The sequence below is a fragment of the Niallia tiangongensis genome (assembly GCF_044704065.1).
Classification (GTDB): domain Bacteria; phylum Bacillota; class Bacilli; order Bacillales; family Cytobacillaceae; genus Niallia; species Niallia tiangongensis.
The window spans coordinates 519,329-546,328 of sequence record NZ_CP162613.1 but is presented as its reverse complement, the minus strand read 5'-3'; the positions used below and the strand labels follow the sequence as shown (position 1 = coordinate 546,328).

20 protein-coding genes, 3 rRNA genes, 2 pseudogenes and 2 riboswitches are annotated in these 27,000 nt (G+C 38.7%); of the genes and pseudogenes, 7 read left to right on the top strand and 18 right to left on the bottom strand.

The genetic code is table 11. From position 1 onward, the window contains the following. Positions 1–819 (bottom strand): NUDIX domain-containing protein, encoded by an 819-nt coding sequence (locus tag AB3U99_RS02780; protein WP_400245258.1) that lies wholly within the window; start codon positions 817–819, stop codon positions 1–3. A gap of 19 nt (positions 820–838) precedes the next feature. Then, positions 839–994, bottom strand: a complete 156-nt coding sequence (locus AB3U99_RS02775) for a hypothetical protein (RefSeq protein WP_400245257.1) — start codon at positions 992–994, stop codon at positions 839–841. A gap of 512 nt (positions 995–1,506) precedes the next feature. Here AB3U99_RS02775 and sigY point away from each other — a divergent pair. The 6 genes from sigY to AB3U99_RS02745 are packed head-to-tail and all read left to right on the top strand — an operon-like array spanning position 1,507 to position 4,440. Next, positions 1,507–2,043, top strand: a complete 537-nt coding sequence (gene sigY, locus AB3U99_RS02770) for an RNA polymerase sigma factor SigY (protein WP_400245256.1) — start codon at positions 1,507–1,509, stop codon at positions 2,041–2,043. Next, on the top strand, positions 2,033–2,368 hold the full coding sequence (locus AB3U99_RS02765; protein ID WP_400245255.1) for a DUF5345 family protein: 336 nt from the start codon (positions 2,033–2,035) through the stop codon (positions 2,366–2,368). Before sigY ends, AB3U99_RS02765 begins: the two co-directional genes overlap by 11 nt. Further along, positions 2,355–2,561: a transcriptional regulator gene (locus tag AB3U99_RS02760; RefSeq protein ID WP_400245254.1), complete on the top strand. Its 207-nt coding sequence runs from the start codon at positions 2,355–2,357 to the stop codon at positions 2,559–2,561. Before AB3U99_RS02765 ends, AB3U99_RS02760 begins: the two co-directional genes overlap by 14 nt. 2 nt (positions 2,562–2,563) lie before the next feature. Next, on the top strand, positions 2,564–2,764 hold the full coding sequence (locus AB3U99_RS02755; protein WP_400245253.1) for a PLD nuclease N-terminal domain-containing protein: 201 nt from the start codon (positions 2,564–2,566) through the stop codon (positions 2,762–2,764). Between the two features lie 12 nt (positions 2,765–2,776). Continuing rightward, a complete protein-coding gene (locus AB3U99_RS02750; protein WP_400245252.1) occupies positions 2,777–3,667 on the top strand; it encodes an ATP-binding cassette domain-containing protein in 891 nt (296 codons plus the stop codon). After that, positions 3,664–4,440, top strand: coding sequence for an ABC transporter permease (locus AB3U99_RS02745; protein WP_400245251.1), 777 nt, complete (start codon positions 3,664–3,666; stop codon positions 4,438–4,440). Before AB3U99_RS02750 ends, AB3U99_RS02745 begins: the two co-directional genes overlap by 4 nt. A 396-nt stretch (positions 4,441–4,836) precedes the next feature. Here the strand turns inward: AB3U99_RS02745 and AB3U99_RS02740 are convergent. The 14 genes and pseudogenes from AB3U99_RS02740 to AB3U99_RS02675 all read right to left on the bottom strand — a co-directional run. Then, positions 4,837–5,934, bottom strand: a pseudogene (locus AB3U99_RS02740) (MFS transporter); the annotation flags it as partial. Positions 5,935–5,995: 61 nt separating this feature from the next. After that, the gene (locus tag AB3U99_RS02735; protein WP_400245250.1) at positions 5,996–6,211 is read right to left on the bottom strand and encodes a transcriptional regulator; all 216 of its coding nucleotides are present in this window, start codon (positions 6,209–6,211) and stop codon (positions 5,996–5,998) included. 291 nt (positions 6,212–6,502) lie between these two features. Next, positions 6,503–6,620: ribosomal RNA gene (gene rrf / locus AB3U99_RS02730) — 5S ribosomal RNA — on the bottom strand. Between the two features lie 92 nt (positions 6,621–6,712). Continuing rightward, a 23S ribosomal RNA gene (locus AB3U99_RS02725) occupies positions 6,713–9,649 on the bottom strand. Positions 9,650–10,007: 358 nt separating this feature from the next. Continuing rightward, a 16S ribosomal RNA gene (locus tag AB3U99_RS02720) occupies positions 10,008–11,555 on the bottom strand. The 16S, 23S and 5S rRNA genes sit together here, the layout of an rRNA operon. Positions 11,556–11,661: 106 nt before the next feature. After that, entirely contained in the window at positions 11,662–11,805 is a 144-nt protein-coding gene (locus AB3U99_RS02715) for a hypothetical protein (RefSeq protein ID WP_400245249.1), read from the bottom strand. A 396-nt stretch (positions 11,806–12,201) separates the two neighbouring features. Then, a complete protein-coding gene (ptsG, locus tag AB3U99_RS02710) occupies positions 12,202–14,271 on the bottom strand; it encodes a glucose-specific PTS transporter subunit IIBC (RefSeq protein WP_400245248.1) in 2,070 nt (689 codons plus the stop codon). Positions 14,272–14,456: 185 nt separating this feature from the next. Beyond that, a complete protein-coding gene (gene glcT, locus AB3U99_RS02705; RefSeq protein ID WP_400245247.1) occupies positions 14,457–15,299 on the bottom strand; it encodes a glucose PTS transporter transcription antiterminator GlcT in 843 nt (280 codons plus the stop codon). 202 nt (positions 15,300–15,501) lie between these two features. Continuing rightward, positions 15,502–16,830 (bottom strand): NCS2 family permease, encoded by a 1,329-nt coding sequence (locus AB3U99_RS02700; RefSeq protein WP_400245246.1) that lies wholly within the window; start codon positions 16,828–16,830, stop codon positions 15,502–15,504. Between the two features lie 138 nt (positions 16,831–16,968). Further along, positions 16,969–17,071: riboswitch (purine riboswitch) on the bottom strand. Between the two features lie 130 nt (positions 17,072–17,201). Further along, positions 17,202–18,752 (bottom strand): glutamine-hydrolyzing GMP synthase, encoded by a 1,551-nt coding sequence (guaA, locus tag AB3U99_RS02695; protein ID WP_400245245.1) that lies wholly within the window; start codon positions 18,750–18,752, stop codon positions 17,202–17,204. A 181-nt stretch (positions 18,753–18,933) separates the two neighbouring features. Continuing rightward, positions 18,934–19,035: riboswitch (purine riboswitch) on the bottom strand. 29 nt (positions 19,036–19,064) lie between these two features. Next, entirely contained in the window at positions 19,065–21,299 is a 2,235-nt protein-coding gene (locus tag AB3U99_RS02690; protein WP_400245244.1) for a DUF4129 domain-containing transglutaminase family protein, read from the bottom strand. Beyond that, complete coding sequence (locus AB3U99_RS02685; protein WP_400245243.1) at positions 21,300–22,505, bottom strand: DUF58 domain-containing protein; 1,206 nt, start codon at positions 22,503–22,505, stop codon at positions 21,300–21,302. Continuing rightward, entirely contained in the window at positions 22,505–23,458 is a 954-nt protein-coding gene (locus AB3U99_RS02680) for an AAA family ATPase (protein ID WP_400245242.1), read from the bottom strand. The genes AB3U99_RS02685 and AB3U99_RS02680 overlap by 1 nt, the downstream gene beginning before the upstream one ends. 154 nt (positions 23,459–23,612) lie before the next feature. Then, entirely contained in the window at positions 23,613–25,007 is a 1,395-nt protein-coding gene (locus tag AB3U99_RS02675; RefSeq protein ID WP_400245241.1) for a TerD family protein, read from the bottom strand. Between the two features lie 339 nt (positions 25,008–25,346). Between AB3U99_RS02675 and AB3U99_RS02670 the strand changes: the two genes are divergently transcribed. Beyond that, entirely contained in the window at positions 25,347–25,523 is a 177-nt protein-coding gene (locus tag AB3U99_RS02670) for a hypothetical protein (protein ID WP_400245240.1), read from the top strand. Between the two features lie 199 nt (positions 25,524–25,722). Here AB3U99_RS02670 and licT read toward each other — a convergent pair whose 3' ends face one another. Together licT and AB3U99_RS02660 are read right to left on the bottom strand one after the other, a co-directional pair. Then, a complete protein-coding gene (gene licT / locus AB3U99_RS02665) occupies positions 25,723–26,553 on the bottom strand; it encodes a BglG family transcription antiterminator LicT (RefSeq protein ID WP_400245239.1) in 831 nt (276 codons plus the stop codon). 118 nt (positions 26,554–26,671) lie between these two features. Further along, a pseudogene (locus AB3U99_RS02660) lies at positions 26,672–26,977 on the bottom strand (family 1 glycosylhydrolase); the annotation flags it as partial. Positions 26,978–27,000 lie beyond the last annotated feature (23 nt).

Genomic DNA, 27,000 nt, shown 5'->3' with positions numbered 1-27,000 from the left:
CTATAGCCCAACTGATACCCATACAGGTGTAAATTCAAGTTCGGACTCGTAAGCATCTAACTCAAGCTCCCCTTTTTCACTTTTCACCAGCTCACACATGTAATAATGAGATATCATTTGAAAATATGCTTGCTTATCGTACTGATCTACTTGGTTTTCTATTACTTTCCCCATACATTCTTTCACTGCACAATGAGTATAACCAGTTTCTTCTTTTACCTCCCTCGATAGCGCTTCGATCAGTCCCTCATTTCTTTCAACTCCTCCCCCTGGAAATTTAAAATCACCTTTATTTGTTTGCACAAGTAAAATCTTTTGCTTTTCCATTATTACAGCCCTTACCGCTACTCGCCGACGAATCTTATGATGCTCTTCTTTTATATCAAGACCAATTCTTTCATTAAAGTACATCTGAGACCCCCTTCTATCCTTGCTATTTTGATTTCCGTGAAATATCTTAATAATTAAGTCACGATCTGGCACTTTCAAAGTCTCATAGGACTCTAAGAAAAAGGAATTATCATAAGCTACTTTTTCTAGACTAATTTTTATTTTCTCCTTATCTTTACTTGCAATTCCATAAGAAGCTATTGGTTGTGGATTACACCCCAAAGATCCCGGATTTAAAAAAGTCGTTTCTTTACTTTGAAAAAAATGAACGGGATGGTGGTGTCCAAAACAGATTAACTCTTTATTATACCCTTTAAATAAATTGTTAATTGGTTTGAATAACGGTTCAACAATTTTACTAAAGGGATCTTTGCTAATATGACTATTTTGTTTTGATTCTTCTATATGATAGTGTGTAAATAGAACCAAATGACCTTCTATTATTGTATCAATAGTTCGCGGTAACTTTTAAATTAGGAATAAAGGATTTATCCATATTATCTGCAATCCATTGATGGTGTGCTTTCGTAGGTTCATGACTAAGAGGAGACTCTTCTCCCCTTAACAGCGCCAAAATCGCTTCATCATGGTTGCCTGTGATCATGCAATATCCTTTCTTGAAAATAATAGATTTAAAACTTCATTAGTGTCTGGTCCAATTCCTATCATATCACCTAAACAAAAAACACCTCAATCTCTTCCCTTTTATCCATTTCTTGTAGTACATCAGAGCTGGTGCATTTCCATGGATATCAGTAATGATGCCAATCTTCATTTATTCCTACTCCTTTTATGAGAAAGTATCTATGCACTCAAATGGTATGATTAAAGAAACAGTGTTTTTAAATTACTATTTTTGAACATATATCTATATTTTCTATGATTATAATATTCACATAAACATAACATAATTATTTTTGCAATGTTTAGAATTACAAAAACAGATAAGAGTTTAACATACATCCGTATTATTAAGAACACTATAACTTCCTCTACTCCAAGGAAGGATTATTGTAAAAGAAATTTAGCTTTAAAAAAATATTTATATTTAATGAACGATTTGCTGAGATTAACCGTCTTATGATTTGAAAAAGAAAAGGAGGCATCGATTTAACTTTGGACAACGAGAAAAGACTTATCACACTTGCTAAGGAAGGAAATGAAGATGCCTTCGTAGATTTATTTCAATTACACTATTCATTCCTATATAAATATTTACTAAAACTTACATTAAATGAAGAAACAAGTTCAGATCTTGCACAGGACACCATGCTTAAATGCTACGAAAACCTAAACTCTTTTAAAGGAGACAGTAAGTTCTCAACCTGGATGATTTCTATTGCGTCACGACTCTATATTGATCAACTTCGAAAACAGAAAAGAGAAGTTAATTGGATTAATCAAACAAAAATAGCTCTATCACGACAACTAACATGGAGGGCAAAATCCAAAGGAATAGAGTGGAGTGACACATTTACTGATTTCAATAATTTAGAAGCAGAGTTTCGAATACCCATCCTGCTTCATCACTATTACGGCTACACATATGAAGAAATTAGTAACCTACTTCATATAAAAACAGGAACGGTTAAATCTCGAGTTTACAATGGCATCAAGAAACTTAGAAAGGAGTGGACAGTCCATGACGAATGATCATAATCAGACAGATAAGCTTATTGAGGATTTACAGAAGGATTGGAATCATCTTGAATATCTTCCTATTAGGAAGGAACCTTCTTCATATTTCATGAAAGAACAGCTGCAAAACTATCAACTGAAAAGGAAAAAAGCTTTCTATAAAGAATTGAAGTTGTTTATGGGAACAGCCATCCTTTTACTTAGTTGTTTATCAATCATTGCATCCCTAGCCCTTCATACTATAGTCATTATGGAGGTTGTATCTATTATAGTTGCTCCAATAATTTACATTACATTAATGCGGAAACAAGAAAGGAAGATATTTGATGGCAGAAATTAATCCTTATTTATTATTCCTACTTATCCTCGCTCTGTTAGCACAGGGAACTTTTTTGTTTATTCATGCGAAAAAAAATGCAAGCTTAGCATGGTTTTGGGGAATATGGGGATTGATTTCGCTTCCACTTCCATCAATTCTTTACTTCCTTCTTATTATCTTGCCTAAAAAAAGAAAAGCACGAAAGGAGAAATAGCTTTGGAAGAATTATTACAAGTAAACTGGTCATTATTAGCTCCCGTTCTTATTCTCCAATTCATCTTAATGCTTACAGCCCTCATTAGCTGTATCAAGCAAGAAGAAACAAATGGACCGAAATGGTTATGGATTCTACTTATCCTATTCGTTAGCTTATTCGGACCCATCTTATATTTTGTTGTAGGAAGAAAAAATAATTAAGGAGGCATTAAAATGTTCGTACAAGTGAGTCAATTAGAAAAGCGTTTTAATGACCATCAAGCAATTAAAGGAATCACCTTCCACATTAAAAAAGGTTGTTGTACAGCACTATTAGGGCCAAATGGAGCTGGTAAGACAACCACTCTTCATATGCTTGCGGGTCTGCTATCCCCGACAAAAGGCTCTATATCTTACAACGGGGAAAAGGATTATCGTAAACATATTGGTTTTATGCCCCAGCATCCCACTTTTTTTAATTGGATGACTCCCGTGGAATTTCTGTATTTCGCTGGAAAACTATCAGCTGTTCCTAAACAACTTTTAAAAGAATACATTAATAACAGCCTTTCATTCGTTGGACTAACAGAGGTAAAGAACCGAAAGATCGGAGGTTTTTCTGGTGGAATGAAGCAACGGCTCGGATTAGCACAAGCTATTTTACATCAGCCAGAACTATTGATCCTAGACGAACCAGTTTCCGCCTTAGACCCTACAGGGAGAAGGGAAGTTCTAGTACTTATGGAAAAATTAAAAGAAAGGATGACAATCCTTTTTTCCACACATGTCCTTCATGATGCAGAACAAGTTTGCGATGAAGTTCTTATGTTAAAGGAAGGAGAAATAAAGTGGGATGGTTCCTTAATCGATTTAAAAAAAGCATTTTCACACACAGCTGTCCATATTGAAACAACAGAACCTATAAAGGACGAATTGGATAAATTAGTAAAATCCGATACTATTCACTTTATGACTGATACTAATGTAACCATCTTAGAAATTGCGCCATCCTTCCAAACAAACGATCTATTAACTACCCTAATAAAGAAAGGACATACAATTCAAAAATTCGAAGTAAAGGAGGATTCTCTAGAGGATGCTTATATGAAGGTGATTAACCTATGAGAAACTTTTTAACTTTATTTCAAAAAGAAATGCTAGAAAGTAAAAGAAACGGGAAATGGATCTGGCTTCCTGTTGTTATGATGATCTTAGGCGTTTCCCAACCAATTACAACTTACTATATGCCACAAATAATTGAGAAAGCTGGAAACCTGCCCGAGGGGACAAAGATTGAATTCCCAGTCCCAACAGGAGCAGAAGTGCTAGCAGCTACTTTATCTCAATATGGAACAATTGGTACTCTTTTATTCGTCCTGGCTACGATGGGCATCATTTCTCATGAGCGGCAAAATAATGTACTTATCCTTATTATGGCACGTCCTGTTTCCGCCTTCCAATACATAGCCTGTAAATGGTCAAGTCAAGTTATCATCGCATTAACTTCTCTATTTTTAAGCTATGTTTTGACTTGGTACTATACTAATTTATTGTTTTTACCTGTTCGTTGGATAGATGCACTTACTAGCTTTTTAATATATAGCCTATGGATTATTTTTATTCTTACTTTCACAATTTGGCTAGGAACACTCTTACGAAATACTGGTGGCATCGCAGGCGTAAGTTTAACATTCCTAGCTGTACTCTCCTTACTCACTGGGCTTATAACCAAATATATGAAATGGAGTCCTGCTACACTTCGAAATGAGGCAACAAGTATTTTAATGCACAACCAAAGTATTGACACATTCCTTCTACCTGTTTTTTCAACAATCGGATTATCAGTAATCCTTTTTGTACTAGCCGTATTCACATTTAGACGATTGGAGCGTTTCTGAGTAAGGAAACTTCCTCCACTATTTAATAAATTTGATTCTAATGAAGGAGAGATTAAGCTAACTCCAATGAACTCCTAATATCAATTCCACCTATAAGCATCTACCAAATAGATGCTTATGGGTTTAAATAGTATATTACCCAAAGATAGCTCTTTCCTTCTACTCCCCCCTGCTTCATCGCTAAACCGTTTGTTATTCATTCAATGTGTATGCATGTCAAAATTAATCGAAGACTAGCTGACGCATTATTTGTTTCACATTATCTGCTATAGGATAATCTTAAAAGTTATTTTTAATGAATCTACCGATGTTTTTTTGATAAAAAAGAGCGGATATTCCAATCAATATTACACCCAAGATGGCTGGAGTGGCATGGTTAACTATTGCATACAACTATCCGCCAATAATCGGTCCGATGAATCGAGCAAGAGATTGAATGCTTTGAGAACCACCTAGGATATGACCTTGTTCGCTGGCGCTAACAGATTTTGAAAGCATACCATTAAATGATGAACCAAAGATGGAATCACCAACTCCAAAGAAAATCATCCCTATGATAAAGACTGGATAAAACGCAGTAAATGCTGAAACCGCTATAAAGATAAAACCTATCATTTCACTTATCATACCTAAATGAGCAATTTTTTCATCCGGCAAAAATTTAAGAAATCGTGGCATAATAAACGCTTGGGAGAAGATGTCAAGCACCCCTATTATTGAAAATGTCAGCCCGATAAGCACAGGCTGCCAGGCAAATGTATCAATTGAAAATTGAGAGAAAATGGCTTGTAATGATCCATTAGGAATCCAAATTAAGAATCCAGCAATCAGTAGCCATCTAACTGATTTAAAGGAAAAAACGTTTGATAGTTGTATAAATGGATTAAGATGTCTAGCGGAAATCCTAGAAGATCGTTTAGACTTTTCAAGGCTCTCAGACATAAAGAAATATCCATATATAGCATTGAGCAATGTGATTGCTGCGCCAGCATACATAGGGACACTATTCCCGAAAGTCGCAAGTGCTCCTCCGATTGTAGGACCGAGCGCAGTACCAACCCCAACAACCGCACTAATCCAACCAAAGTATTTAGTGCGTGCACCAGAAGGAGTAATATCCGCAAAGTAAGCAAAAATCGCTGAAATTTCACCTCCTGTTAAACCTTCAATGATACGCCCAATGAAGAGAATCCAAAGCGCCCCTCCAAGGCCAAAAATAAAATAACCCAGTGCAGAACCGAACAGACTAATAATCAACACTGGACGACGACCATATCTGTCACTTAACGCCCCTAAAACAGGTGCAACTAAAAATACAGAAAGTGCGTATATAGAAGTAAGCAATGTTACTGCAGTAGCCTGACTACTTGGATTACTCGTATAAAATTTTACTAAAAAATGCAAAACAGGACTAACAATAGTTAATCCCAGACCAGTTAAAAAGACAGAGATCATCCCAAATTTTAGCTCGTGTTTATTGATTGAAGTATTCATAATGTTTCTCCTTCAGAATTATTGTTTCCTTGTCAATAAAATCCAAAATAAAAAATACCACTTACTTCGTGATATTTTTCAAATGATACCTATATCGACCAATAAAACGAAAAATAGTGCCAAATTCGTTATCGGTCATGTTTTTAAATACTTCCTTGTCACGTTCAAGAAATGACTGATGTAATTCTTGATCGACATTATTTATTTTTTGTCCATTAGCTGTTAATCGGAAATATATTTCTTTTTTATTTTCTACATTCTGAATCCATAAGTTCACTCATTAACTGCTGTCTTTTATCCATGATCGATCCTCCCTGATTTCTATACAAGTATACCCAGATTTTGTTTCTCTCGCAACAAAGCGTAAAGAAAACCAGTACTATCACTAGTTAAATTCAGTCAACTCCTACGACAAGAGAAAATCAAAACTAATAAAGAATGAACAATAATAGAAAAAATAAAACAGATGAATCGAAAAACGACAATAAAAGCACAGCAACTACTACCAAATTCTACTTTTTTACATAAAAAAGACCTAAAAGCAATAATGCTTTTAGGTCTTTTAATGGCCTGGCGACGTCCTACTCTCACAGGGGGAGAACCCCCAACTACCATCGGCGCTTTAGAAGCTTAACTTCCGTGTTCGGTATGGGAACGGGTGTGACCTTCTCGCTATCGCCACCAGACTATTTTATTTTTGAGAGTTATTCCCTCAAAACTAGATTATGAAGTAAAAGATAAGAAATGAGTAATCTTTCTTAGCTTACGCTAAGAGTTTTTAGTTAAGTCCTCGATCTATTAGTATCAGTCAGCTCCACATGTCGCCACGCTTCCACCTCTGACCTATCAACCTGATCATCTTTCAGGGATCTTACTAGCTTGCGCTATGGGAAATCTCATCTTGAGGGGGGCTTCATGCTTAGATGCTTTCAGCACTTATCCCTTCCGCACATAGCTACCCAGCGATGCCTTTGGCAAGACAACTGGTACACCAGCGGTGCGTCCATCCCGGTCCTCTCGTACTAAGGACAGCTCCTCTCAAATTTCCTACGCCCACGACGGATAGGGACCGAACTGTCTCACGACGTTCTGAACCCAGCTCGCGTACCGCTTTAATGGGCGAACAGCCCAACCCTTGGGACCGACTACAGCCCCAGGATGCGATGAGCCGACATCGAGGTGCCAAACCTCCCCGTCGATGTGGACTCTTGGGGGAGATAAGCCTGTTATCCCCGGGGTAGCTTTTATCCGTTGAGCGATGGCCCTTCCATGCGGAACCACCGGATCACTAAGCCCGACTTTCGTCCCTGCTCGACTTGTAGGTCTCGCAGTCAAGCTCCCTTGTGCCTTTACACTCTACGAATGATTTCCAACCATTCTGAGGGAACCTTTGGGCGCCTCCGTTACTTTTTAGGAGGCGACCGCCCCAGTCAAACTGCCCACCTGACACTGTCTCCCACCCCGATAAGGGGTGCGGGTTAGAATGTCAATACAGCCAGGGTAGTATCCCACCAATGCCTCCACCGAAGCTAGCGCTCCGGCTTCCAAGGCTCCTACCTATCCTGTACAAGCTGTACCAAAATTCAATATCAGGCTGCAGTAAAGCTCCACGGGGTCTTTCCGTCCTGTCGCGGGTAACCTGCATCTTCACAGGTACTATAATTTCACCGAGTCTCTCGTTGAGACAGTGCCCAGATCGTTACACCTTTCGTGCGGGTCGGAACTTACCCGACAAGGAATTTCGCTACCTTAGGACCGTTATAGTTACGGCCGCCGTTTACTGGGGCTTCAATTCAGAGCTTCGCACTAAGTGCTAACCCCTCCTCTTAACCTTCCAGCACCGGGCAGGTGTCAGCCCCTATACTTCGCCTTGCGGCTTCGCAGAGACCTGTGTTTTTGCTAAACAGTCGCCTGGGCCTATTCACTGCGGCTCTCTCGGGCTTTAACACCCAAAAGAGCACCCCTTCTCCCGAAGTTACGGGGTCATTTTGCCGAGTTCCTTAACGAGAGTTCTCTCGCTCACCTTAGGATTCTCTCCTCGCCTACCTGTGTCGGTTTGCGGTACGGGCACCATAAATCTCGCTAGAGGCTTTTCTTGGCAGTGTGGAATCAGGAACTTCGGTACTATATTTCCCTCGCCGTCACAGCTCCGCTTTTGTGGTAATGGGATTTGCCTCATTACCGGCCTAACTGCTTGGACGTGCTAATCCAACAGCACGCTTACCCTATCCTCCTGCGTCCCCCCATTGCTCAAACGATTTAAAGGTGGTACAGGAATATCAACCTGTTGTCCATCGCCTACGCTTTTCAGCCTCGGCTTAGGTCCCGACTAACCCTGAGCGGACGAGCCTTCCTCAGGAAACCTTAGGCATTCGGTGGATGAGATTCTCACTCATCTTTCGCTACTCATACCGGCATTCTCACTTCTAAGCGCTCCACCAGTCCTTACGGTCTAGCTTCGACGCACTTAGAACGCTCTCCTACCACTGACATCATAGATGTCAATCCACAGCTTCGGTGATACGTTTAGCCCCGGTACATTTTCGGCGCAGAGTCACTCGACCAGTGAGCTATTACGCACTCTTTAAATGGTGGCTGCTTCTAAGCCAACATCCTGGTTGTCTAAGCAACTCCACATCCTTTTCCACTTAACGTATACTTTGGGACCTTAGCTGGTGGTCTGGGCTGTTTCCCTCTTGACCACGGATCTTATCACTCGTAGTCTGACTCCCAAGAATAAGTATTTGGCATTCGGAGTTTGTCTGAATTCGGTAACCCGATGGGGGCCCCTAGTCCAAACAGTGCTCTACCTCCAATACTCTAAATCTTGAGGCTAGCCCTAAAGCTATTTCGGAGAGAACCAGCTATCTCCAAGTTCGATTGGAATTTCTCCGCTACCCACACCTCATCCCCGCACTTTTCAACGTGCGTGGGTTCGGGCCTCCATCCAGTGTTACCTGGACTTCACCCTGGACATGGGTAGATCACCTGGTTTCGGGTCTACAACCACATACTATTTCGCCCTATTCAGACTCGCTTTCGCTGCGGCTCCGTCTTATCAACTTAACCTCGCATGTAATCGTAACTCGCCGGTTCATTCTACAAAAGGCACGCTATCACCCATAAATGGGCTCTAACTACTTGTAGGCACACGGTTTCAGGATCTATTTCACTCCCCTTCCGGGGTGCTTTTCACCTTTCCCTCACGGTACTGGTTCACTATCGGTCACTAGGGAGTATTTAGCCTTGGGAGATGGTCCTCCCTGCTTCCGACGGGATTTCTCGTGTCCCGCCGTACTCAGGATACACTCAAGAGGGAACGAAGTTTCGACTACAGGGTTTTTACCTTCTACGACTGACCTTTCCAGATCGATTCGTCTACCCCGTTCCTTTGTAACTCCATATAGAGTGTCCTACAACCCCAAGAGGCAAGCCTCTTGGTTTGGGCTAATCCCGTTTCGCTCGCCGCTACTCAGGGAATCGCGTTTGCTTTCTCTTCCTCCGGGTACTTAGATGTTTCAGTTCCCCGGGTCTGCCTTCAGTACCCTATGTATTCAGGTAAAGATTCTATCCCATTACGGATAGAGGGTTTCCCCATTCGGAAATCTCTGGATCAAAGCTTACTTACAGCTCCCCAAAGCATATCGGTGTTAATCCCGTCCTTCATCGGCTCCTAGTGCCAAGGCATCCACCGTGCGCCCTTTCTAACTTAACTTAGTTTCGACCAAAGATAAGCGTCGTATCTCTTCGTCAGCTCTCTCACTGTGCTCCTCACGTACTAGCGTACGCTCCGGTGCTCGCTCGGTCGCTTCCTTGACCTACTTGCTTCTCTTTGCTCTCAAATCTTTGAAAGAGTATTCGATTGATACGATTACTTTCCAAAGAAGTAATTCTCTAAAATAGAGAATCTAAGATGGCGATTACTCGGTTTCTTTCTTGTTTTTACTATTCATAATCTAGTTTTCAAGGAACAATTGGCTTATTATAAGCCTGTTTTTGAGGAATTGCTCCCTCAAAACTGAACAACAAATCGTCAACAATCTGTGATGGAATGTGAATTCCATTTTCCTTAGAAAGGAGGTGATCCAGCCGCACCTTCCGATACGGCTACCTTGTTACGACTTCACCCCAATCATCTATCCCACCTTAGGCGGCTGGCTCCTTACGGTTACCCCACCGACTTCGGGTGTTACAAACTCTCGTGGTGTGACGGGCGGTGTGTACAAGGCCCGGGAACGTATTCACCGCGGCATGCTGATCCGCGATTACTAGCGATTCCAGCTTCATGTAGGCGAGTTGCAGCCTACAATCCGAACTGAGAATGGTTTTATGGGATTTGCTAGGCGTCACCGCTTTGCTGCCCTTTGTACCATCCATTGTAGCACGTGTGTAGCCCAGGTCATAAGGGGCATGATGATTTGACGTCATCCCCACCTTCCTCCGGTTTGTCACCGGCAGTCACCTTAGAGTGCCCAACTAAATGCTGGCAACTAAGATCAAGGGTTGCGCTCGTTGCGGGACTTAACCCAACATCTCACGACACGAGCTGACGACAACCATGCACCACCTGTCACTCTGTCCCCCGAAGGGGAACGTCCTATCTCTAGGAGTGGCAGAGGATGTCAAGACCTGGTAAGGTTCTTCGCGTTGCTTCGAATTAAACCACATGCTCCACCGCTTGTGCGGGCCCCCGTCAATTCCTTTGAGTTTCAGCCTTGCGGCCGTACTCCCCAGGCGGAGTGCTTAATGCGTTTGCTGCAGCACTAAAGGGCGGAAACCCTCTAACACTTAGCACTCATCGTTTACGGCGTGGACTACCAGGGTATCTAATCCTGTTTGCTCCCCACGCTTTCGCGCCTCAGCGTCAGTTACAGACCAAAGAGTCGCCTTCGCCACTGGTGTTCCTCCACATCTCTACGCATTTCACCGCTACACGTGGAATTCCACTCTTCTCTTCTGCACTCAAGTCCCCCAGTTTCCAATGACCCTCCACGGTTGAGCCGTGGGCTTTCACATCAGACTTAAAGGACCGCCTGCGCGCGCTTTACGCCCAATAATTCCGGACAACGCTTGCCACCTACGTATTACCGCGGCTGCTGGCACGTAGTTAGCCGTGGCTTTCTGGTTAGGTACCGTCAAGGTACAAGCAGTTACTCTTGTACTTGTTCTTCCCTAACAACAGAGTTTTACGATCCGAAAACCTTCATCACTCACGCGGCGTTGCTCCGTCAGACTTTCGTCCATTGCGGAAGATTCCCTACTGCTGCCTCCCGTAGGAGTCTGGGCCGTGTCTCAGTCCCAGTGTGGCCGATCACCCTCTCAGGTCGGCTACGCATCGTTGCCTTGGTGAGCCGTTACCTCACCAACTAGCTAATGCGCCGCGGGCCCATCTGTAAGTGACAGCGTAAACCGTCTTTCAGCTTTTCTACATGAGTAGAAAAGGATTATCCGGTATTAGCTCCGGTTTCCCGAAGTTATCCCAGTCTTACAGGCAGGTTGCCCACGTGTTACTCACCCGTCCGCCGCTAACTTTAAAAGCAAGCTTTTAAAGTCCGCTCGACTTGCATGTATTAGGCACGCCGCCAGCGTTCGTCCTGAGCCAGGATCAAACTCTCCAATAAAGAGTTGATTAGCTCATTGCTAAACTCTAGCTTTTTATTACTTGTTGTTTTCATTCTATAACGTTCGTTATAAAACGATTATTGTTGACGTTTGTTTGTTCAGTTTTCAAAGAGCAATTTGTTTGCTGCTATCAGAAGCAACTTTTATATCATACCAACCTTTGATGAATAAGTCAATTACTTTTTTAATATAATTTTCTTTTTCACTATCAATCAAATTAATCAATAGCTTTCGTAAGGCTGTTTTCATATCATAACACCTGTTATTATTTTCGTCAACAGAAAATGAATAAAATTATATAATTTAAAATATATTTGTTAATATATCTATTTCCCCTACCTCTATCCTTCATCCTATTTATTATTCCAATAAAGTGAAACTAACCACTTATGCCTTTACGGACAGTTGATTTCCCACCCACCTTCCTCACATTCTCATAAGCTTATGGTTGAGTCTTACTGAAGTATAAGGGTGGATGAAATTAAGTATTAATTAACTAGATCCTTCCTGTTCATTACAATCCTTCAAATTTCAGCTAAACTTGCTTCTCATTATACCGTTAACAATACTACTACCACCTTCCCACAATTCCCCCTTATATATAGAAAAAACTCGACCAATAGACCGAGTTTCTTCTATATATTATTACTTAGTAATCGTTACTACATTTTCTTCTTTAAGTTCCACATTACCATGTTTATTAATTTGAACTGATTCACCCTCAGCTAAATTTGTAAATACAACAGGTGTAATAGTTGAAGTTGCATTTTCTTTAATATAGTCAAGGTTTACTTTCAATAGAGGTTGTCCTTGTTTTACTTGATCATTTTCCGAAACAAGCGTTTCAAAGCCTTCCCCTTTTAATTTAACAGTATCAATACCAAAGTGAATGAGAATTTCGCGACCATTATCAGCCAAAATCCCAAGGGCATGTTTTGTTGGGAATAAGTTAACAATTTTTCCGTCAACAGGTGAAACAACTGTTCCTTCTGAAGGAATAATCGCAAAACCGTCCCCCATCATTTTCCCTGCAAAAACAGCATCAGGCACATCCGTTATAGCCACCAATTCCCCTTTGATAGGGGCAACGAAAGAATCTTCCCCTGTTACATTACCTTGTAATGCACTTGGATTTACATCTTCAATTTGTTCTTGCACTTCTTTATCCATAGATGGCTGAGCAGTTGGACGTGGTCTTTTCCCACTCATAATATCTTTCATTTGACCTTTAATCGTTTCGGAACGAGGCCCAAATATTGCTTGAATATTATTTCCGACTTCAAGTACTCCTGCAGCACCTAGTTTTTTCAGACGATTTTTATCAACGGATTTAATATCGTTAACAGATACGCGAAGACGAGTAATACATGCATCTAAATGCGCAATATTTTCTTGTCCACCCATTGCTTCTAATACGTCATACGGAAGATCGCTAGTTGTTCCTTTTGTACTACTTTCTGTTTCATCTGATTCATCTTCTCTACCTGGAGTTTTCAGGTTGAACTTACGAATCGCAAAACGGAATCCAAAATAGTAAATAACAGCGAATACTAAACCTACAGGGATAATAATCCATGCATTTGTTTGTGGATTAATTAAACCGAATAACACATAATCAATTAAACCACCAGAGAATGTCATACCGACTTTTACATTTAATAAATGCATCGTCATAAAAGATAGACCTGCAAAAACAGCGTGAATACCAAACAATACTGGAGCCACGAATAAGAATGAGAATTCTAACGGCTCTGTAATACCTGTTAAGAAAGAAGTTAATGCCGCTGATGCCATTAAACCACCAACAATTGCTTTTTTCTCAGGACGAGCTTCATGATAAATAGCAAGAGCTGCAGCTGGTAACCCAAACATCATGAATGGGAATTTACCAGTCATAAATGTACCTGCAGTTAAATTTTGAACACCATCTTTAATTTGGTTCATAAAGATAGCTTGGTCACCTTTAACAATTGTTCCAGCATTCGTAGTGTAACTACCAAACTCGAACCAGAAAGGAGAATAGAAAATATGATGTAATCCAAAAGGAATCAATGATCTTTCAATCAAACCAAAAATAAACGCCGATAATGTTAAATTAGCACCCAACATATTTTCAGAGAAAGTATTTAGACCGTGTTGAATTGGAGGCCAAATAATTATCATTATTAACCCTAAAACTACTGCACTTGCAGCTGTCACAATCGGAACAAAGCGTTTCCCTGCAAAGAAACCTAAGTAAGATGGTAATTCAATTTCAAAGAAACGATTATACATCGAGGCGGCGATAATACCGACAATGATACCACCAAACACACCAGTTTGAAGAGTAGGAATCCCTAAAACAGCTGCATATTCTGTACTACCCACTAAATCCTCAGCTTTAATTCCTAGAACTGTACCCATAGTCACGTTCATAATGAGGAATCCAATAATAGCAGCTAAACCAGCAACACCTTCACCACCGGCTAAACCAACAGCAACACCAACAGCAAATAGCAAGGAAAGGTTACCAAATATGATATTTCCTGCAGCTTCCATAACGGACGCAACCATTTCCACTCCACTATTATTTAAAAATGGTGCAATATCAAGCAGCGTCGGATTTTGCAATGCATTACCAAACGCAAGCAAGATACCTGCAGCCGGAAGAATAGCAACTGGCAACATAAGCGCTTTACCAACTTTTTGTAAAACACCAAAAATCTTTTTAAACATTTCGTTTTCCTCCTAAATTTTTTTTCGGCTCAAAAAAGCGTTCTCAATCAAGAGCAAAAAACAAAAAAGGCATGAGTGAAGATAGATTGAAATAAACGCTAAGGTTAGGTTACCCTAAATCATTTAAATCAATCATCTTTTCACTCATGCCTGATCGAATCAGTAACACGTTTATAAGATAAGAACTATTTGATTTTTTTCTGAAGTCTTTGTAGATGCATCGTCAGATATACTGCTTCTGCTTCAAAGACCGGCTTTTTAAGTGCTTGTTGCATCACTTTTATGAGCTTCCACGCAAGATTATAGCACAGTGGATACTCACTCTTCAATAGTAAAGTTATTTTTTCTGGCTCTTCTACTTTTTCTCCTGTATTCACCCGTTCAATCGTAAAACGCAAATGTCTTACAAGGCGCATATAATCGATGCTATCTTTATCAATTATTGTATCTAGTTGTTCTTCTATTAAATTCACAAGATGCGTAACTAACTGTGAATGTTGATTGACCTCTGATAAGCTTTTGTTCACCATTGCACTATGAATATGCAAAGCGATGAAACCGATTTCACCAACTGGTAATTGAAGCCCTGTTTGTTCACCGATTAATTTCACAACATCTTCTGCGATTGTGTACTCAAACGGGTACAATGCCTTTGTTTCAATCAGAAACGGATTATTTAATACCAGCCCGTTCGTAACACGGGACGCAGCGAACATAATATGATCTGTTAACGCGATATGAATATGCTCGTTCAGCTTTGTATTTGTCTTGTTTTTAATCAGTTCTATAGATGAAACAATTACATCCAACAACTCATTATCCACTTGAGGAAGAAGCTTCAAATAATTACTTTGCTCCTTTTCATCCTTTAAAACAAACAGCTTCTCTACAACACTCACATCAATAGAATCTCCACTTTTCTGATTAAAACCTATTCCTTTTCCTATAAGCACTACTTCTCCATAGGATGGATGGTCTCCAATGAGCACATTATTATTCAGCGCTTTCTTAATTAGTAAATTAGGCATACTTATTTCCTCACTTCAACAGACTTCTCGGTAACTCAATGTTATTAAAGTCTTTATTGGAAGTCAACGAAAAATTGAGAAAAAGGACATCCAAAATGGATATCCCTATTCTTATTAGAAAAGATATTTTTCCCATACCTCAATATGTCATATACATTGGCATCCTCATCACAATAGACTTAATCAGCCAATCCATTTCATACTATTGTAAGAAAATAAAGTACAACGCAAAGATAATAAAGAATACGTACATTATTGGATTAATATCCTTGATACGACCTTTTACAATCATAACAATTGGATAAAAGATAAATCCAACAGCTATACCTGTTGCAATACTGTATGTCAAAGGCATTGCAACGATAGTAAGGAATGCCGGAACAGCCACTTCAAACTTCGTCCAATCAATTTTCCCAAGGGATGAAACCATCAAAATACCCACTACAACTAAAGCCGGCGTTGTAACAGCAGACGTTACAACTTCCAATAATGGGAAGAAGAACAATGACAGTAAGAAGAACCCTGCTGTAACTACTGCTGCAAAACCAGTACGAGCTCCTGCTGCAACACCCGCTGATGACTCAATATAAGAAGTTGTCGTAGATGTACCGAATATAGAACCTACCATAGATGCAATGGAATCTGCGAATAACGCTTTACCTGCTCTTGGTAATTTATTATCTTTCATAAGGCCAGCTTGATTAGCAACAGCCACCAATGTACCCGCGTTGTCAAAGAAATCAACAAATAAGAATGTTAAAACGACTACTAACATGCTCTGTGTATAAAATCCTGGATCACCAAGCGCGGAGAATAATGCACCAAATGTTGGCTCCATACTTGGAACAGCAGACACTACTTTAGAAGGAGTATCAATAACACCGAAAATCATTCCGACTACTGCTGTGATGATCATTCCATAGAATACACCACCATGAATTCCTCTAACCATTAAAATAATTGTTACAAAAATACCAAAAATCGCTAGTAATGTACTTGGATTGGTTAAATCACCAATATGTACAAGCGTTGCTGGATTATCAACGATGATTTCAGAGTTCTGCAAACCGATAAATGTGATAAATAATCCAATACCCGCGCCTACCGCAAGTTTTAATTCAACCGGAATGGCATTAATTAATTTTTCACGAAGTCCAGATATTGTTAATAATAAGAAAAATACACTTGAAATAAATACAGCTGCTAATGCATGTTGCCATGGATGTCCTTGTGTCAAAACAACGGTATAAGCAAAATATGCATTTAAGCCTAAGCCTGGAGCTAATGCGATTGGATAGTTAGCGAATATTCCCATAATAAGAGAACCTACTGCTGCAGCAAGTGCTGTTGCTACAAACACCGCTCCATAATCCATTCTTAATGCATTGGGGAGATCAGCAACATCCCCTAAAGTTAATGTAAATGGATTTACTGCTAAAATATAAGCCATCGCAAGGAATGTAGTGAAACCACCTAAAAACTCTCTGCGGTAATTTGTGCCTAGTTCTTCAAATTTGAAAAACTTCTTCATTGATCTTTCCCCTCTCATAAATGCTTTAATAATCTACTAAAACAAAAAACACTCCTACGATTAAAGGAGCGTTGACTAGGGTTTGTGAATAAGAATAGGGAAACTTTCTTAAAAATATAAATAAGTTCTAATTATTCCCTATATACACACTTACCTCGTAGTCAAGCTATTTACGGTAGCTCGGTAGAAACTTTCGGGCCGTATTCCCCGATATTATACGAGTAAAAACTTTTTCAGTTGTAAATCCAGTTTAACAGCTTGATGAAAGCTCGTCAATACAAAAAGCGAACAATCCTCAACAAAAACATACGATTGTTCGCTTTTTTTGCAGAACTTTCCTTTTTAAAAGGAATAGCTACTATTTTTTTCTTTTACTCCCACTCAATCGTTGCAGGTGGCTTACTAGTAATGTCATATACTACACGGTTAATATGGGCTACTTCATTAACGATTCTTGTAGAAATCACTTCTAGTACATCCCATGGCAATCTCGCCCAGTCAGAAGTCATTCCATCAATGGAAGTAACTGCGCGAATTCCAATAGTATAGTCATAGGTACGCGCATCACCCATTACCCCCACACTTCGGATATCCGGAAGAACTGTAAAGTATTGCCATACATCTCGTTCTAAACCAGCTTTTTTAATTTCTTCTCGTAAAATAGCGTCTGATTCACGCACGATTTCTAATTTTTCTTCTGAAATTGCACCCAATACACGAATACCTAAACCAGGACCAGGGAAAGGTTGTCTCCACACAATTTCATCAGCTATTCCCAATTCCGTTCCAAGAGCACGAACTTCATCTTTAAATAACGTATTTAAAGGCTCAATTAATTGGAATTGCATATCTTCCGGAAGTCCACCAACATTATGATGGGACTTAATTGTTTGTGCAGTAGCCGTTCCACTCTCAATAATATCTGTGTAAAGTGTACCTTGTGCTAAGAAATCGATTCCTTCTAATTTAGCTGCTTCATCATCAAATACATAGATGAACTCATTTCCGATAATCTTACGTTTTTTCTCTGGGTCACTTACGCCTTCTAGTTTAGACATAAAGCGTTCTTTTGCATCGACTTTAATCACATTCATATTGAAGCCTTCTGTGAAAGTCTTCATAACCCCTTCCGCTTCTCCTTTACGAAGAAGTCCATGGTCGACAAATATACATGTTAATTGGTCACCAATTGCTTTATGAATCAAAACAGCAACAACAGAAGAGTCTACTCCACCACTAAGGGCACAAAGAACTTTTTTGTCGCCAACTGTCTGGCGAATTTTTTCCATTTCGATTTCAATGAAGTTTTCCATAGACCAGTCACCTTTGCATCCACAAACTCCGAACACAAAGTTTTTCAACAATTCATTTCCATATACAGAATGACGAACCTCTGGATGGAATTGAACGGCATATAATCCTTGTTCTTCATTACTCATAGAAGCGATAGGACAAGAAGCGCTTGTTGCATCAATTGTAAATCCAGCTGGAGCTTCTACAACTAAATCCCCATGACTCATCCAAACGATTTGTTCTGTTGGAAGATCAGCAAATAATTTTGAGTTGTTTTCAATATTGATCGCTGCTTTTCCATACTCACGATGCTTTGCTTTTTCCACTTTTCCTGCAAAATGCTGGGTCATCAATTGCATACCATAACAAATACCAAAGATAGGAAGTCCTAAATCAAATATTTTCTCATCTACACCAAATGCATTTTCATCGTACACACTGTTAGGTCCACCTGAGAAAATTATTCCTGTAGGGTTTAATTCCTTAATCTCCTCAGCAGTAATGGTATGTGGATGCAACTCACTGTATACTCCAAATTCTCTTATCCTTCTTGTAATCAATTGATTGTATTGACTACCAAAGTCTAGGACAACAATCATTTCCTGACCTTCTATATGTGCTTTCCCCATTCCTATTCACCCCAATTAATCTATTTGAATTTCTCTTATTACTATTGCCAAACACCTTCATCATTCATGCTTCTTATCTCTATTTCACAATCTTTTTTTAAGAAAAAAAGACTAGAATCGGCCTCAAATAAAAACGAAGGCAGAATTCTAGTCTTTGGGATTCCATCAAGAAGCTAAATTGGAAAGACTTATCTGCCTTCATAGTCAGATCATTTAAGGCGACCCGGTAGAGACTCTCGAACCATATCATCGAGGATATATGAAGGAATTATATATAGATGAGAATATTGTAACAACATGTCGAATCGATGGTCAAGCCGTTGTTTTTTTAATTAAATTTTCCCACAATTCCCTCAAATCTTCCCAGGTGCCTTTTTGCATTTGACCTTTATACAGATATTCCTCATATTTAGCAGTCAATACGCTCATTTCATCACTTGAATAGATATGATCAATTTGCTTTGCGTACTCTCTTAAGGTAATTTCTTCCTTTTTCTCAAGGCCTGCTATTTCTAATAAATGTAACAATACGATATATGCTTTTGGAAAATTATTTTCGCCAGCTGCATTTTTAAATTTCCAAATATAATAATATGGCAGCCATTTATATCGAAATTTATAAATAGCAAGTCCTAACATCCCAATCAAAGCTAGAACAAGAGCAATCCATTGCCAATTCCCTTTGACTGCAGCTATATAATTACTCCATCCCCCCGTAGTTGGAGATGTTGGTTCTAACGTTTGTTCTTGCTCTTCCGGTTTGTTTTCGGGAGTTTCTTGTTGTTGTTCCTGCTCCTCTAGTGTTTGCGATTCTGTATCATTGGTATTTTGATCGTTCTGTATATCATTTATATACGTATTTGCATTTGAGAATCCTTGTGTTGGTTCAAAGGAAACCCAACCAACCTCTGGAAAATACACTTCTACCCAGGAATGCGCATTATTATTTGTTACTTCATAACGACGAATTTCACCATCTGCCTCTACAAAATCTCCTTCTGTAAAGCCCTTAACCCATCGTGATGGAATGCCAATTGAACGCAATAAGGTAACCATTGAAGTAGAGTAGTTATCACAATATCCCAGCTTAGTTTCAAATAAGAATTGATCCACATAATCCTCATCCCCATTAGGAATGGCAACATTACTTTGACTATAAACAAAGCCATTGGAGGAGAAATAGGTTTCTATCGATCTTACTTTCGCAAATACATTTTCATCATTTTTTGTTATATCAACAGCAAGATCCTTCACTCTTTGCGGCAATGAATCCGGAAGTTGAAGATAGCGAATCGCAATATCTGGATTATCCATCACAAAGTCTTCCATATCTGCCGTTGTTAGTGCATCTAAACTGTATTCCGGTATATCATATGTAACGGAATACCTTTCTACATATCCATTAAAAACACCGCGCTCATTTCCACTTTCAATTTCCATATAGGAATTAGCAGCGGATATTTCTTTTACTCCTAAAGGGTATAGGAAGTACGAAAAAGCATTTGCAAATTGAACCGTGCTTTGCGATTCCGTCCGCTTCACCTTTTCTCCATCAATAAAGGAAATAAACGGAATCTCTCCACCGTGGTCTAATACTTCAAAGTTATCCCGGCTTAATTGTAAAGATTCCTCTGACTGTATCCAGCCTTTACCTGTATACGTATCTTTTGTTTCTACTTTCCAATAATGGGGCTCTTCCACTTCTGCAACAAAAACCAAGGAGGAATCACCAATAAAGTCCCCGCCTAATCTAGAATCATCTACGCTATATCCAACACGATGAACACCATCCCCCGTGCCGCCCCCTTCGTCCTCGCCACCCTTATTCCCCATCGTTTGAATAAAAGGAACTGGATCTGGCCAAATAGGGTCTGCCTTTGGTGATACATAGCCAATTCCAGCACTCACTATTACAAATAGGAGCAACGGGAACATCCATTTTAAAATAGAGCTATGATTATTCCCTGAACCCTCTTTGTCGTTTAATCGAAAAAATGTTAACATCCCCATCGCTGTAAAACCGATGATTACCGTCCGAATAATTGCACTATTAGCACGGTAGATTGTAAAGGTATCTAATACTGTAATATAAATAATCGTCAGCAAAAAGAAAGTAAAAATCTTTCTTCGCTTAATCAGCCAGTAATCAATTAAATATGCCATCAGCCATAGCAAAATAAAGCAGAGACAGCTTTTAAACATATTGGTCATTTCCGGCCAATTTGTATCAAACACTAATACTAGATTATCAATAAATTCAGTAACAAAAGGCTGAATCCATTGGAAGGTTAAAAAGGACTCGTCAAAGTATAAAGACTGAAGAACAAAGATAATATAAACCGTCTTTAATGTTCCACTTAACAAGCTTGGTGCTCGCAAAAAGGCTAACAATAAAGAAAGCGCAAGAAATAGATTAAAAACAATCACATTTTCTGTATTCGTCAACTCTTCCAATGGTCTGAGCCATTCCCAAATTAATAAAAACCCTAAAACGTACAATAGAAAATTGGATATTGTGATGTACTTTTTACTAAATGATGCACCCATTTAAGCCATCACCTCCCCAAAAGCCTCTTTAAATCTTCCCTCAGAAACATGGATAATTCGAATCCCTCTTTTGGCAGCAAAGGCACTTAATGTTTTTTCGCCACTAGATAGGCCTTCATTCTTACCTGTAACGACAAACACCGCCATATTATACCTTTTGCTAGAAAGCCAGCCTGCTTTATCTACTAGCTCTTTCGTTAACGTTGACGTAATCAACATGACAGTAGCCTGCTGCTGCAACCGGCTGCTTTCATTATCCAAAACCTCTGCGAGTGTTATATCCTTTGTAGTACGAATCTTTGCTAAATGATAGAGTAATAGTTGTTGTTGGCTTTCTCCTCCTCTTATCGGAAAAAATGTTCGACCAGTATCTACTGATAAAAATCCTACTTGAGCACCTTTTTTTAAAATGGCACGAATTGTTGAAGCCGCAAAAGAAACTACTGCTTCAAATCTCTTATGCTCCTCGCAATCCATAACAATCATAATGTCATGGGTCTGCTTTTGTTCAAACTCTTTTGTCATCATATTATTTCGTCTTGCACTTGCTTTCCAGTTAATCCACGAAAAGCGGTCACCAGGCTGATACTCTCTTATCCCAACAGCCATTGTCGTATCCCGTTGCACCCGTTCCTTCGAAGAAGTCATCCCTTGTTCATAATGATTTTCCAAGGGCTTGTAAACCATCTCCTCAAATGGGGGATAGACAAGAATCCGATCAACTTGAATATATACTTTCTTCTTCTCTACAAGACCTAAAGGATCCCCTATTTGCAGGAAAAGCTGATCAAATACATGCTCACCCCTCGGCAATTCTTTCACCGTATATTTATAAGTAAGAGTACGTCTGAATCCAGGCATTAACAACTTCTTCCCCATTATCTTTTCCCCTATAGTCGAGCTAAAGGAATCTTCCACCATTACATAGAAAATAGGGAAGAATGTATTTCTTGTTAATTCAATCTCTACATGCATTTCTTCTTTTGCGCTATATTCATATTTTTGAATTTTTCGTTTCACCCGCCAGTCTCTAATTGGGTAACCAGCAATCAGTAGTCCGTATATTGCAAATGGTAAAAAACTATAGAACAAAAACCAGCTAACAAATCCACCTTGAAACATAGCATAAGAAAAAACCATCGCTAGTAATAAAAATAGTAAGATTAGTTTCCAAATCCGATTTAATTTTTGCAAAAATCTTTTCATTACTTCACTAACCTTTGCACCGGTACAGGGACTTGCCCAACAATTCGATTGATAATTTCCTCAGCTAATATTCCATCGAATTTTGTTTCTGATTTTAAGATAATTCGATGGGCAAATACAGCTTTCACCAAAAATTGAACATCATCAGGAATAACATAATCTCTTCCTTGAATAAAGGCATAGCTTTGTGATGCTCTCATTAATGCAATGGAACCCCTAGGACTGACTCCTAAATAGATACCCGCATGCTCTCTCGTTGCAGTAGCAAGCTCCACTATATATTTTTTTATTGTGTCATCCACATACACCTGTCTAACCTCATATTGAAGAGTAAGCAGCTCATCCAAGGTTACAACTGACTCTAATTTTTCAATAGGTGCTGCTACTTGGACTCTAGTTAACACTTCCATTTCTTCTTCCACAGTTGGATATCCCATCTGCATTTTTAATAAAAACCGATCTAGCTGAGCTTCAGGTAGAGGGTATGTTCCTTCATATTCAATGGGATTCTGGGTTGCCATAACAAAGAATGGCTTTTGTAAATGATGGGTAATTCCATCAATCGTTACACTACTTTCTTCCATCGCCTCCAAAAGGGCTGACTGCGTTTTGGGCGATGTTCGATTGATTTCATCTGCAAGGATGATATTTCCCATGATCGGACCTGGTACAAATTGAAATTCCAGCTCTTTCGGATTATAAATGGAGACTCCTGTTACATCAGAGGGCAAAAGGTCTGGGGTGAATTGAATTCTACGGAAATTAGCACCAACTGATTTCGCCAAAGCTCTTACCATCATTGTTTTCCCTACTCCAGGTACATCTTCTAATAAAACATGACCTTGAGCAAGTAAAGCAATTAAACTAAGTTCTGCCACGTCTCGTTTCCCAATCATTACCTTTTCGATATTACCGATTATTCTGTCAATTACCAAACTATGATTTCCTGCCATACTTCTCCTCCTGTTGGTTGTATCTCTATTAAATTGCACGTACACTCAAACGAGCAATTTGAGCTACTGAATTAACGGAAACTAAGAATCTTTCAGACATTCTCTCCCAAACTATTCTATTAAAACTGGTTTTCTATTTTATTATGGCCTATATTTAAGATAAAAATTCCTGTGGATTTAAGCCTAATTCTCGACATATTTCCGTCACTACTTGTTTTTCTCTTTGATCAAAATGACCGTCTGCATAGCCAATAGCAATGCAATACCGTGCTACTAGTCTTGCAACCTCTGGCTTTGAGCGCACTTTCCCTAATGCTCGAAAGCATTCGGTCTGACCAATAATTTGATCGTATTCTATTTTGCGAACAAAGTGATTAAATTGCTGAATGACTTTATTTGTATCAAAAACACGCAATTCTTCACTTTGATGGATAAACTCCATCATTTTTCGTTCTTCTGAAGAATCTAATCTACCATCTGCCATTCCTACTAATGCACATGCAGCCACAACCGCGTCTAATACTTCGGGATTTTTATATCGCATAAAGAGGTCTTTTGCCCGTTGCTTCTGCTGTCTGCCCCATTCCGCATAATCTGTCTGAGATGGAGACCAACTATAACCACAACTATTACAGTTAATTTTTAATTGTCCTTTTCCAATAAAGCCGCCAAGTAGTCCAACAGGTCCTAAAATCAATCCACCAATAGCTGCTTTTCCAATTCCAAATCCTTTTTCACCTGTACGGACATTCGTACTGTGGCATCTAATACACTGGATATGGTCACTAGAATTATGGTTATGCGCAGAAGCTTGTCCATACATTTGCGGATTATTTGAATAAGCCGCATGACCGGTTGCCTGGTATGCCTCTCTATTAGAAGTGGGATAAGTTTGTGTTTCAAACGACTGGAAAGGAGGTCTATTTGGTTCTTGATAGCCTTGTTGAATAGATGGAACAGGTGCTGTTGGTTCATCATCAACAGTTACCCCAAAATTGCGGCATAATGCAGCTAAACCACCTTGAAAGCCACTGCCAACAGCATTAAACTTCCATTCTCCATGATGGCGATATAGCTCTGCTGCAACAATCGCAGTTTCGATTGTATAGTCTCTTCCAAGATTAAAACGAAGAAGTTCTACTTGCTCTCCCTCATTATATACTCTGACATAGGCATTAGATATTTGTCCAAAATTTTGTCCTTTATCATAAGCATCATGGATAGTAATGGTGAAAGCGATGCGTTGAATAGTGGATGGTACTTGGGATAAATTCACTCTGATTTGTTCATCGTCCACTCTACCGTGACCTGTTCGGTTATCTCCACTGTATATTACCGATCCATTAGGACCAGTTGGATTATTGTAAAAAATAAAATCATTATCGCTCCATACTTTATGATTATCTCCCAACAAAAAAGCAGAAGCATCTAAATCATAATTGGCACCATGTTGATTGATATCCCAGCCTAAACCAATTACTACATTACTTAATCCAGGATGAGCTTTCGTTAAATCTACCTTTTGACCTTTGCTTAGCATGACCCCCACAAAGAATCTCTCCTTTTGCATTCGTATTCTTCAACCATGTATTACCTATTATTTTACAGCATTATCTAGGCATTTGTACGTATATTCATTTACATTTGTATTACAACTATACCTATTACGATACAGCACATGAAAAAGTTTCTAGTTTTCCCATTTTCTCTTTCAATCATTTTCCAAATCCACCTATTTCTCTAGCAAACTGTAATGTTTTTTTTGGTGATTGTCATAAAAAAGATAAAGAAGACATGTTTGTAATGAAGTTGGTAGGTTCGTAACGGTTATTTAACCAAATATTACTGACCACTATTGTAGAATGGATAAGTAAAGGAGTTGTTACTTTTGTTATTTGGTTCACTTATATGTAAAATACGAAAATATCATAAATATAATTATTATTACAGTGGGATATGCATCACTTGCGGAGATGTAAGAAAAGAATATGAGAAAAAACAAGAAGATATCGTAGAGGAACAATTAGAAGAGAAAGGTACTTCAGAACAATCAATGAATCAGTAATCATTTAATATAGAAAAATGTTCCTCACTTACATCTTCATTTTTAAAAATTTTGGGCTTTGTTAAATATAGTGTTTTTGTAATGTAGAAGAAAATTACCCTTCATATCATTTATCCCCAGCACTTATTACTTATCTCTCTGCCGATGAAATAACATTATATTCAACAAAGCCTAAATGAAGATATTTCTCCTTCTAACACTAACGATTCACTACCCTTTGTATATGGATGACTAAATATAACTTTTCATTATCCGTTAACGAATAATTGAATTGATTTTCAATGTATTCATTTATTTTTTCTGTACATTTAAATGCTTCCTTATGCTTATGTTTAACCATTTCAAAAAGATACGGGTCATCATCATCCATATAAGTTTTACTATAGAGTCTTTGAGCAAAGAACTTCAAATGCGTAATAAATCGAAAATAGTTTAATGATTCCTCATCAAATTCCATTTTATAATGATATTTTACGATATTTAATATGTTTTGCATGACCTTTGTGATGTTTGCAACATTGGGCATTTCCTGGTTTAAATCTGAGTTCACAATATGCATGGCAATAAATCCAGCCTCGTCCTCTGGTAGCTCCACACCTAATTTATCCTTAATTAGTTGAACTGTCTCCATTGCAATAGAAAACTCTTCCTTATAAAATCGTTTTATTTCCCATAATAAAGCGTTTTTAATTTCATACCCTTTTTCAATTCTTTGTACAGCAAAATGTAAATGGTCTGTTAGCGAGATATAAAAACTATCATTTAATTTTCTTCCCAGTCTACTGCTAGCAATCTTTAATGTTTCTTCTGTGATTTCGATATATTCAACAGGTACTTCATATAAAAGGGTTTTAAATTTTTCAGACATATCATTATTTTTCAAAGCAAAAATTTTCTCGATTTTTGCTTCATCTACTAACTCACCCGGCTTTTTTTGAAAGGCAATGCCTCTTCCCATGACTACTAGCTCTTCTTTTTTTTCATTGAATGTTCCAATAACATTATTGTTATAAACTTTTTCTATTTTCATTAGACCACCTGTAGTTTAATATGGCTTTACATTTATTATAATGGATAAGTGATCGTGATAGTATCATTTAAAATTGGAAAGAAGGAAAGTTGAAAAATCAACTTTCCTATTTCCCTTTTCAGACATTTTCTCCATTGGATGCGATAACTTCTTTATACCAATTAAAACTCTTTTTCTTTGATCTATTCAATGTTCCGTTACCTTCATTATCTTTATCTACGTAAATATAGCCATAGCGTTTTTTCATTTCACCAGTAGAGGCACTTACTATATCAATTGGGCCCCAGCTTGTATACCCAATAATTTCAACGCCATCTTCAAGGGCCTCTGACATTTCTAAAACATGTTTACGCAGATAATCTATACGATAATCGTCCTGTATTTCTCCATCTTCTGTCGGTAAATCGATAGCGCCTAAACCATTCTATTCTTCTATATCTTTTTGCT